This is a genomic window from Natronomonas amylolytica, from assembly GCF_037031205.1.
In the GTDB taxonomy this organism is placed as follows: Archaea; Halobacteriota; Halobacteria; order Halobacteriales; family Haloarculaceae; genus Natronomonas; species Natronomonas amylolytica.
The window spans coordinates 1-9,950 of the sequence record NZ_JAYEZM010000016.1; the positions used below are offsets into that span (position 1 = coordinate 1).

Annotated in this window: 8 protein-coding genes and 2 pseudogenes; 5 read left to right on the forward strand and 5 right to left on the reverse strand. The window is 64.0% G+C overall.

Annotated features, from left to right (window positions below; translation table 11 throughout):
• The 3 genes and pseudogenes from U5914_RS16760 to U5914_RS16770 form a co-directional block, all read left to right on the forward strand.
• Positions 1-115, forward strand: a pseudogene (locus tag U5914_RS16760) (IS6 family transposase); the annotation flags it as partial.
• Between the two features lie 229 nt (positions 116-344).
• Positions 345-1,301: a transcription initiation factor IIB gene (locus U5914_RS16765; RefSeq protein WP_178289211.1), complete on the forward strand. Its 957-nt coding sequence runs from the start codon at positions 345-347 to the stop codon at positions 1,299-1,301.
• 128 nt (positions 1,302-1,429) lie between these two features.
• A complete protein-coding gene (locus U5914_RS16770) occupies positions 1,430-3,016 on the forward strand; it encodes a succinic semialdehyde dehydrogenase (protein ID WP_336136893.1) in 1,587 nt (528 codons plus the stop codon).
• 76 nt (positions 3,017-3,092) lie between these two features.
• On the opposite strand, the gene U5914_RS16775 is transcribed toward U5914_RS16770, so the two are convergent.
• Positions 3,093-4,469, reverse strand: coding sequence for an adenylosuccinate synthase (locus tag U5914_RS16775; protein WP_336136894.1), 1,377 nt, complete (start codon positions 4,467-4,469; stop codon positions 3,093-3,095).
• A gap of 258 nt (positions 4,470-4,727) precedes the next feature.
• On the opposite strand from U5914_RS16775, the gene U5914_RS16780 reads away from it, so the two are divergent.
• Positions 4,728-5,033 (forward strand): hypothetical protein, encoded by a 306-nt coding sequence (locus U5914_RS16780; protein WP_336136895.1) that lies wholly within the window; start codon positions 4,728-4,730, stop codon positions 5,031-5,033.
• A 66-nt stretch (positions 5,034-5,099) separates the two neighbouring features.
• Here U5914_RS16780 and U5914_RS16785 read toward each other — a convergent pair whose 3' ends face one another.
• The 4 genes from U5914_RS16785 to U5914_RS16800 all read right to left on the reverse strand — a co-directional run bounded on the left by U5914_RS16785 (position 5,100) and on the right by U5914_RS16800 (position 9,772).
• Positions 5,100-7,367: a DUF7527 domain-containing protein gene (locus tag U5914_RS16785; RefSeq protein ID WP_336136896.1), complete on the reverse strand. Its 2,268-nt coding sequence runs from the start codon at positions 7,365-7,367 to the stop codon at positions 5,100-5,102.
• 306 nt (positions 7,368-7,673) lie between these two features.
• Positions 7,674-8,483, reverse strand: coding sequence for a DUF7978 family protein (locus U5914_RS16790; RefSeq protein ID WP_336136897.1), 810 nt, complete (start codon positions 8,481-8,483; stop codon positions 7,674-7,676).
• A gap of 168 nt (positions 8,484-8,651) precedes the next feature.
• On the reverse strand, positions 8,652-8,999 hold the full coding sequence (locus U5914_RS16795; RefSeq protein WP_336136898.1) for a helix-turn-helix transcriptional regulator: 348 nt from the start codon (positions 8,997-8,999) through the stop codon (positions 8,652-8,654).
• Positions 9,000-9,025: 26 nt separating this feature from the next.
• Positions 9,026-9,772 (reverse strand): NRDE family protein, encoded by a 747-nt coding sequence (locus U5914_RS16800; RefSeq protein WP_336136899.1) that lies wholly within the window; start codon positions 9,770-9,772, stop codon positions 9,026-9,028.
• 101 nt (positions 9,773-9,873) lie between these two features.
• Here U5914_RS16800 and U5914_RS16805 point away from each other — a divergent pair.
• Positions 9,874-9,950: pseudogene (locus tag U5914_RS16805) on the forward strand (IS6 family transposase); the annotation flags it as partial.

Sequence of the window (9,950 nt, forward strand, 5' to 3'; positions counted from 1 at the left end):
CTTTCGAGAAGTAAAGCGGCGTACCTCTTCGTTTTCAAACACGTTCAGCCACGTGAAGCCGACGACCGCAGAATCGTGGCTTCAAGCCTTCGCCGTCTGGTGGAATCATGCTTAACTTAACGCGATGCCGTCGTCGATGGCGCTCCGTGCCACCGGACCGCGCGCGAGCCGTCAGAGCCGGTCGTTCGGTCACGTCGACCTGGCCGCCGACCCCGAATAGGAGCAGGAATTTCCGGAACTATGTGATTCGGTGCCGTCCGACGGGAAAATCCCCGGGATTTTTGGGGCAACAAGCAGTTAGTGCAAAGACTTTATATGTGGAGTAGGCAAACCATATAAGCATAATGCCAGGGCCCACCCGCCAGCGTGAGCGCACCAGCGAGGACGAGACAGAAAGCGAGGAAGAGACTGGCTGTCCCGAGTGCGAATCGGATTCACTCGTCAGAAGCGCCGACGGCGGGGGTGAGCTCGTCTGCGAGGACTGCGGGCTCGTCATCGAGGAGGAGAACATCGACCGCGGTCCCGAATGGCGTGCGTTCAACCACTCCGAGCGGCAATCGAAGTCCCGGGTCGGCGCGCCGACCACCCAGACGATGCACGACAAGGGGCTGACCACCCAGATTGACTGGAAGGACAAGGACGCCTACGGCCGCTCGATTTCTTCGGAGAAGCGCTCCCAGATGCACCGACTCCGCAAGTGGCAGGAGCGAATCCGAACCAAGGACGCCGGCGAACGTAACCTGCAGTTCGCCCTCAGTGAAATCGACCGGATGTCCTCGGCGCTCGGCGTCCCGCGCTCGGTACGCGAGGTCGCCTCGGTCATCTATCGACGGGCACTCGACGAGGACCTCATCCGCGGCCGCTCCATCGAGGGCGTCGCCACCGCCGCGCTGTATGCCGCCTGCCGACAGGAGGGCATCCCGCGTAGCCTCGACGAAGTCGCCGAGGTCGCTCGCGTCGAACAGAAGGAGATCGGTCGGACCTACCGCTACATCGCACAGGAACTTTCCCTCGGGCTCGAACCGGTCGACCCCGTCCAGTACGTGCCGCGCTTCTGCTCGGAACTCGGCCTCAGCGAGGAGGTCGAACAGAAGACCCGCGAAATCATCGAGGTCACCGCCGAGAAGGGCATGCTCTCGGGCAAGTCCCCGACCGGCTACGCCGCCGCGGCCATCTACGCCGCTTCGCTGCTCTGCAACGAGAAGAAGACCCAGCGTGAGGTCGCCGAAGTCGCACAGGTGACGGAGGTCACCATCCGCAACCGGTATCAGGAGCAGATCGAGGCGCTCGGCATCCACTGACCGGCACGCCGCGACACCCGACCTTTTTCGGCTTGTTTCGCCCGTTACCTGCGTGTATCGGCTGAAACGGCCATTTCGTTGTCACCCGTTCCCGTACGGTTAACACGCCGTAGAGCGAACACCTGCCCATGACAGTCTCCGAGTCCACGGTAGAGTCGGACATCGGCTCTGCCGACCACGAACTACTCGAAGGGCTCGAATCGTACGTCACCACGGCCGGCGGCGTCGACGAGCGCTTCGACGTCGAGGCACCGTTCGACGGTTCCACCATCGGCCGCCTGCCGGCCTGCAACGCTGACGACATCGAATTCGCCTTCGAGCGGGCCGACCAAGGACAGACCGCGTGGGCCGAACGGAGCGTCGAGGAACGCGCCGAGGTCATCATCGAGTACCACGACCTCGTGCTCGACCACGCCGAGGAACTGCTCGATATCGTCCAACTCGAAAGCGGGAAGGCCCGTCGCCACGCCTACGAGGAGATCCTCGACGTGGCCATCACCGCCCGCCACTACGCCTATCGCGCTGAGGAGTACCTCGAAAGCGAGCAGCGCGATGCCGCGATTCCGGGCCTGACCGAGACGACGGTCCACCACCATCCGAAGGGGACCATCGGCATCATCTCGCCGTGGAACTACCCCCTCTCGCTTGCGGTCTCCGACGCCCTGCCCGCCATCCTGGCCGGCAATAGTGTCGTCCTCAAGCCCGCCGAACAGACCTCCTACACCGCACTGAAGGCCGTCGAACTGCTCCGGGAGGCCGGCGTCCCCCGCGACGTCTTCCAGGTCGCCACGGGTTCCGGGTCCGACCTCGGCGAACCGCTCATCGCGAACTCCGATTACGTCTGCTTTACCGGCTCCGGCAAGACCGGTCGTATCGTCGCCAGTCAGGCCGGCGAGCACCTCACCGACGTCTCGCTGGAACTGGGCGGCAAGAACCCCGGCATCGTCTGCGAGGACGCCGACATCGACCGCGCGGTCGAGGGCCTCATCCGCGGCTGTTTCACCAACGCCGGCCAGCTCTGTATCTCGCTGGAACGGCTCTACGTCCACGAGGACGTCTACGGCCAGTTCGTCGAGGCCTTCGTCAGCGAAATCGAGGACCTCCACATCGGCGCGGGCTACGGCCACGACGTCGACGTCGGCAGCCTCATCTCCCAAGACCAGTTCGACAAGGTCACCGAACACGTCGAGGAGGCCAAAGCAGAGGGCGCGACCGTCCTCACCGGCGGCACCGCCCGCCCGGACCTCGGGCCCTACTTCTACGAGCCGACCGTCCTCATCGACGTCGACGAGTCGATGGCTCTCTGTGCCGAGGAGACGTTCGGCCCCGTCGTCTCGATTTATAAATGGAGCGACGAGGACGACGTCATCGAGCGGGCCAACGACACCGACTACGGCCTCAACGCCTCGGTCTGGACCGAGGACACCGAGCGCGGCAAGCGGTTGGCTAAGCGAATCGAGACCGGCACCGTCAACGTCAACGAAGCCTACGCCGCGGCATGGATCGCTCTCGACGCCCCGATGGGCGGCATGAAGGACTCCGGTATCGGCCGCCGCCACGGCGACGAGGGGTTCATGAAATACACCGAACCCCAGACGGTCGCCGTCCAGAAACATCTCGGGATGAGCAATCCCCCGGGCGTGCCCCACTGGCTCTACGCGAGAATCATGACGAAGGCGCTGAAGGTTCAGCGGCGGATTCCCGGCATGCGGTAACGCCGGTCGACGGTTTTCTGCGGCGAGGATGCGGACGTCACACCGCTGGGCTCCAAGAACGAAGAATCGAGAGAGTCTACTGCAACTCTTCGACGACGATGGTCTGTTCGCGGCCGGGACCGACACCGACGGCGTAGACGGGCGTGTCGAGTTCGTCGGCGATGTAGTCCAGATACTCGCGAGCGTTCTCGGGAATCGCCTCGTAGCCCTCCTCGGCGACGGCGTTCCAGTCGACGTCATCCCAGCCCTCGAAGGAGCGGAGATTGGCCTCACAGTCGCCCCACTTTTCGGTCGTCGGGGGCATCGTGAAGACCTCCTCGCCGTCGAGGGTGTAGGAGTGGCCGACCTTCACCTCGTCGAGGCCGGCGAGCACGTCGATGTGGTTGATGGCGAGGCCGGTGAAGCCGTTCGCGCGGGCGGCATGCCGGAGCATCGGGATGTCGAGCCAGCCGACGCGGCGCGGGCGGCCGGTGACGGTACCGTACTCGCCGCCCTCATCGCGGATGTACTCGGCGAGGTCGGCCTCGGCGGGGCGGCCGCCGTCGTCGGGCGTCTGGCCGTCGACGGAACCGAGTTCGGTCGGGAGCGGGCCAGTGCCGACACGGGAGAGGTAGGCCTTGACGATGCCGACGACCTCGCCGTCGCCGATGACGGTCGGACCGAGGCCGGTGCCGACGGTCGCGCCGCCGGCGGTGGGGTTCGAGGAGGTGACGTAGGGGTAGACGCCGTGGTCGATGTCGATAGAGGTGCCCTGTGCGCCCTCGAACATGAGTTCCCCGCCCTCGTCGAGGCGCTCGGCGAGGAACTCGCCGCAGTTGACGGTCATGTCCTCGTCGGCGAGGCGGTCGCCGAAGTCGCGGTACTGTTCGAAGAGGGCCTCGATGTCGAAGGCGTCGGGGTCGATGTCCTCGTGGTCCTCGATGGAGATGTCGTAGACCTCTTCGAGGAGCGCGCGTTTCTGCGGGACGACGTATTCGAGGCGGGAGCGGAGCGTCTCGGGGTCGAGCAGGTCGCCGATGCGGACGCCGCGGCGGCCGGCCTTGTCCTCGTAGGTCGGGCCGATGCCGCGGCCGGTCGTGCCGGCGGCGAGGTCGTCGTCGGATTTGACGTCCTCTTCGAGGGTGTCGATAACGCGGTGATACGGGAGGATGGCGTGGGCGCGTTCGGCGACCCGGACATCGGGGTCAAGGCCGCGGTCGCGGAGCGTGTCTATCTCGTCGAAGAGCGTGCGCGGATTGACGACACAGCCGTTGCCGAGGACGCCGATTTTGCCTCGGACGGCGCCCGACGGGACGAGGGAGAGCTTGTACTCGTCGCCCTCGTGGACGACGGTGTGGCCGGCGTTGTCGCCGCCCTGATAGCGGACGACGACATCGGCGATATCGCCGTAGACGTCGACGATACCGCCCTTGCCCTCGTCGCCGAGCTGCGAACCGACGATGGTTACGGTCATCGGAACGACGTTTCGACCAATCGGGTAAACCGATTACGGTATTGCCAGCCTCGCCGCCACCCACCGTCTCGCGCGCGCCGGCCTGCATGCGGTCGATTCGGCCGCCTCGCCCGCTCTGAACGCCTGCCATATGGGCCGGCGTCACAAGGCCTATAAACGGCACCCGCGAAAATACCACCCAATACCTCCGATGGGAGGGTTTCGGGTCCCGAACGGACAGCAACTTTTAAACCCTGCAAACACAAGTTAACAAATGCCATGATAGATCGGCTTGAGAAGGAAGTAGACATGCTGGAGCGCCATCTGCAGGTGCTGCGGATGGTCATCGAGAACGAGCCTATCGGCATCGTCAAGATGTCCAACGAGACGGGCTACCCCCACCACAAGGTTCGCTACTCGCTGCGCGTTCTCGAAGAGGAGAACCTCATCGAACCCTCCAGCCAGGGCGCAATCACCACCGAAGACACCGTCGAATTCGTCTCCGACCTCGACACGAAGGTCGACGAGATCATCGACAAGCTCGAAGGGATGAAGATCGACGAAGTCCCCGAAATCGAGAACTGAACGGTTTCTACGTTTCTCGTTTCGGCCACGGGCGTCCGTTAGCGCCCGCTAAAATCGAAGGCGCCGCTACAGTTCCGGCATCGTCATGTGGAACGATTCGTCGCGTGATTCGACCAGACAGAGGTGGAAGCCGTTGTTGCGCGAGAGCTTCACGAAGTTGCGATACTTCTCCCGGCTGAGGAGGCTCCCGCTGGTCGCCTCCCGAGCGGCTTCCAGCGCGTCCGGTTCGAAGTAGCTCGACGTGACTGCGAAGGCGCCCGCGAACCGGTCGGCCTCCATCGCCACGTCGGAGGCGTCGTCGATGAGCGGTTCCAGCGAGGCCGCCCGGGTCGGGTCGCGACTCTCGTCCATGTTGGCGGCCACGAGCGGGTCGCCCATCCGGTCGCGCGCGACGACGTCGAACTCGATGTCCTGCTGGTCGTCGCCCTCGCCGACGGTGACCGGTTCGCCGAAGCTCACCCGGTCGATCTCGGGCAGGGCGTCGTAGAGGGGTCGCATCGCCCCCTCGGAGCGCGTCGACTGAATCTCGAACAGCAGGTCGGTGAGTACCCACTCCGTGAAGGCGTACAGCGGCGACGACCGGAGGAACGACTCGAACGGTTCGCCGTCGACAGTCGCGTCCTCGTCCTCGAACTGGGTGTGATACTCGATACGGAGGTTCTCCGCCAGCTCTTCGGGTTCGACGCTGCCCGCGTGGGCGTCCTCCAGCGTCGGGCCGCCGGGCCCCTCGTCGCGGACGAACAGGCTCGTCCCCGTGAGCGCGCGCTCCGGCGTCAGGCTGACGCCACCACCTCCGGCGCCTGCCGTCTCTTGTTGGAGGGTCTCGACCCGCTCCTGCAGGCGGTCGCGCTCGGCACGCAGCGAGTCGAGTTCCGCCCGCAGCGACTCCAGTTCCGATTCGTACTCCTCGCGGACCTCCTCGATGCGCGCCTCGACGTCGGGCTCCGACCCCGCGGCTGGTTCCGACCCCGACGACTCAGACGATTCCGGTTCGGGAGTGGGTTCCGGCTCCGGTTCCGGCTCCGGCGCTTGGGTCCGGTCGCGCTCCGCCGACGTCGCCCCGACTGCACCGCCGCGAGCGGTGCCGTCGGTCGTACCGTTCTCCCCGCGGCCGGTGTTCTCCGGGTCGATGGACGGGACCGACCGCGTCGTCAAGTCGTCCATGACCGAGCCGGTGGGGTCGGCGCTGGTCTCGGCTGTCGACTGGGACGTTTCCGCCGGTCCCGTCGACTGCCACGCCGCCGAGGAGCCGGCTGACGCCGCATCGTCCGCTTCGGCCGACGGCTCCGAGGTCGACCGTCCGTCCGTCTCGGTCGCCGGTTCGGATGGCTCGGCCGACGACGGAGCCGGTTCCGGCTCGGAGACGCCAGCCGCTTCAGATGGGCCGTCGGCGGTCGGTGGCACCGGTGACGAGTCGACCGGTTCCTCGGACTCGTCAGCCGTCTCGGCGGCAGGCCCGGTCGTCGGCGCCGTCTCCGACTCCGTCGTCTGCTCCGGTTTCGGTTCGGTTGCTGGCCCCGACTCGGTGGCTGGTTCAGGTTCGGTTGCTGGCTCCGTTTCCGGTTCGGATTCGACCGTGGGCTCCGGTTCGGTGGCCGGTTCCGCCGACGGTTCTGGTTCCGAGGCCACGCCCGGTTCTGTCTCCGGTTCAGGCGTCATCTCCGCGCCGGAGTCGGCGTCGGTGGCCGCCTCGGGACCGACATCGGTCGCCGTATCCGAAGCCGATGGCGATTCGGAAGCGACCCCGACCGCTCCCGTCCCGGTATCGGGTTCGGGCGCCGCCGGAATCTCGATATCCGACAGGGAGACGGCGACGACCTCGTAGATCCCGATTTCGCCTTCGGCTTTCTCCTGGGCTTCCTCGTCGGAAATGAGCCGGCCGCTGGAGCTAATATAGCCGATATAATCCGCGTCGCCGTTCCTGTACACGATGTAGTAATCGCCGCTGAGAACGTTCTCCGAGAGTTCGACGTAGCCGGTGAAGCCACCGCCGGACAGCGTCTCGTGGACATCCGACAGCGGCGTGTCGTCGCTGAAGTACCGGCCCCGGACCTCCCCGTCGAGGGCGAGCATCGCGGCCAGCGGCACCGTCCCCGGATGTCCCGCCTCGTGTGCCTGACCCACTGCATCCTCGAACGTCTCGATGCTTCCCTCTCGGGGGGCCTCTTCGAAGTTCGATACGACCGCAAGCGGTTCGCCATCACGGAGGAACAGCCGGCTGTCGCCGGCCTCGACGGCACCGCTGAATCCCCGCGACTGCAGGTCACGCAACCCGTCGAACCCGCCGTCGAAGGGCGACCCCTCCCACTTCTCCATCACGGTGTGGGCGTCCATACACGCCGAAAGCCACAGGACGGGTATATAGGCTTCGCCCCAACCTTTTTTAGCGGGGGCATCGGCGGCGCTCCGCGCCGCCTCAACCCCCGCTAAAAAACGTTGATGAAAAAAGGCCGGACGCTCGACCTTCGGCCTCGCGTCCGGTGTCGTTCGAAAGACGGCGCGCCGCGCCGTCTTTCGTGATGACGAGAGACGCCTGTGGCGTCTCTCGAACCAAACCGGCGCGCTGCGCGCGCCGGATGCTACGACCACCAACGATGAATCAGCCGAAATGTTCGGTACCTGATGGGGATTCTTGAATCGCTAAATTCGTATCACGTTCCCTGAAATCCCGTAAATCAAAGCAGCAGCCACGAGCACCAGAACGAGTATCTGGAACCAATAGTTCTCGACGAACAGTTGTAGCCCGCGAATCCGGGGAAGTTCCACGTCTCTAGAATACCTATTTCCTTTTCTTTCCAACTGACGGCTGACGCCAACCACGACTCCCACAGCGATGGAACCGCCGAAAGCCATCAAAATCAGCCCTCGAATGGATGCGACGATTGCGATTCCACCAAGAAGTACCAAGATACCAACTGCGACGATAGTTCCCAGCGAAGCTACACCAAAGAACGGCAGACCACCACTCAGGTATCCGAGTAGAGTCGACCCAATCCAGATTCCGCCCCCGAGAATCAGCGCGAAGAGCAGAATAATCGAGATTGATGGTTTGATGTTCGAAACGAACATCGCGACGAGTCCCGTTAGGAAGTACCCCGTACCTGCCGCCAGTCCGTTTGATACGTTGTGCTTGATTCGCGTGGAATAAAGATTATAACAGGTATAGCCGGCAGCTACTGCAACCGCGATTACCGGGAGTAGATAGATTATATCAGGAAACCCGACGATTTCGACAGGCTGGACAGAATCAAAGCCGTAGCCGCCAGTATGTGAGTCCGATAATTCAACTAAGTGAGCCCCCAGATAGACCCAGAGCGTACTTTGCCATCGAGGCGTTGATTCGAACACTCCCGTCGGCATCGTCAGAGCAACGACAGCCCAGCCCGCGATAAATGCGAGAACACCGGAAGAGACACCATATCGCAGTTGCTTCCGTCGATAGCGAGCCATATATCGACTGTTAGGTGATTGTATTATATACCCACCGGTGGCTGAAGTTAAGGGCCATTCTAACTGCGGCAAAAAGTCGGGTTTCGTATACTATGGTAAAGCAGTCTATCGAGTCATCGACTGACCTAAAACCTTGACACAACCCTTTGTGTCGTATAAAGCGCAAAACTACTGGTAAGCGAGATTCATCACCCAGTGGGAGAAGGCGTCACTCTGGGGGTCGATTTCCTCGTCGCCGACGAACGGCGAGAGCATGTCGCCGGCCATCAGCAGGGAGAAATCGAGGTCTTTCGGGTCGCGGACGGGCGTGATGTAGTAGGTGTTGTGGCCCTCGTAGACGGTCTCCTCGCGGTCGACGAGGCCGAAATCGGCCAGTTTGTCGATGATGCGACTGCCCTTCCGGGAGTCGACGTCCAGTTCCTTCCAGAAGTCGCTCTGATGAATGCCGCCGCTCTCGCGGATCAGTTCGAGGCCTTCGCGTTCGGTCTCCGAGAGGTCCTCCTCAGAAGCGCTCATTGTGTGTAGGTGGGTCTGCGAGCCTTTTAAAGACTGTCTTCGACGGGTTCGTATGGAGTCTCGCATGGCGGGCCATCGGCGAAGGCGAAGTACCGCTCGTCGCCGAGTCGGATGAGCGACGACGAGCGCGTGCCGAAGCCGTCGCGGTGGATGCAGACGCCGTAGTCGTGGTCGCCGAGGTACTCGCCCGCTCGACGCGTCCAGTCGGCGGCCGTTTCGCCGTCGCGTGGCTGGAGTTCCTCGCGGAGGCGCTCGGCGTTGGCCGCCTGCTGTTTCCCGATTTCGGGGCGTGCCGAGGGGACGAACCAGTCGTCGACGGCGCCGACGTTGACGACGACGTGGACGCCGGGGTCGAAGGCATCGATTCGATAGCCACCGCCGGTTTCGTCGCCGCGGTTCGCGATGAGAACGCAGTCGTGTTCGTCGGCGAGCAGGAGGTGGAACGGCGCGTATTCGCGGTCGTCGAGTTCCGCCTCGACGCGGGCGAGGGCTTCGGTCGCGGACGGCGCTTCAAGCGCGTCGTTCACGAGGAGGCCGCGAGAGCGGTCGCCCTCGCCGGCCTCCCAGCGGTTGGTGACACCGACGAAGAGGTCGTGTTCGTTGTAGCCGATCCACGTGCCGCCGGCCTCCTCGTCGCGCGGTGCGAGCACGCGAGGCGAGCCGTCACGAACCGCTGGCGGAGTGGCCGGCCGGCCGAACTGCTCGTCGCGGTTGGCAGCGATACAGACCGGCGCGTCCTCGAAGACGCGCCACGCAACGATGAGGGTACACACGAACGCAGGTAGGAGGGGCGCCGATTTAAATCTCGTCCGCGTCACCGTGGCGGTGTTCAGATAAGGATGAAGAGTGAGGCGGTGCGTTTTCTGAGTGATCTATGCCCGAAAACGACCGCCTCAACGGATGTTTGGACGAGATTGAGTTAGGTTTTGTGGAGCGAGAAGCGACACCGCG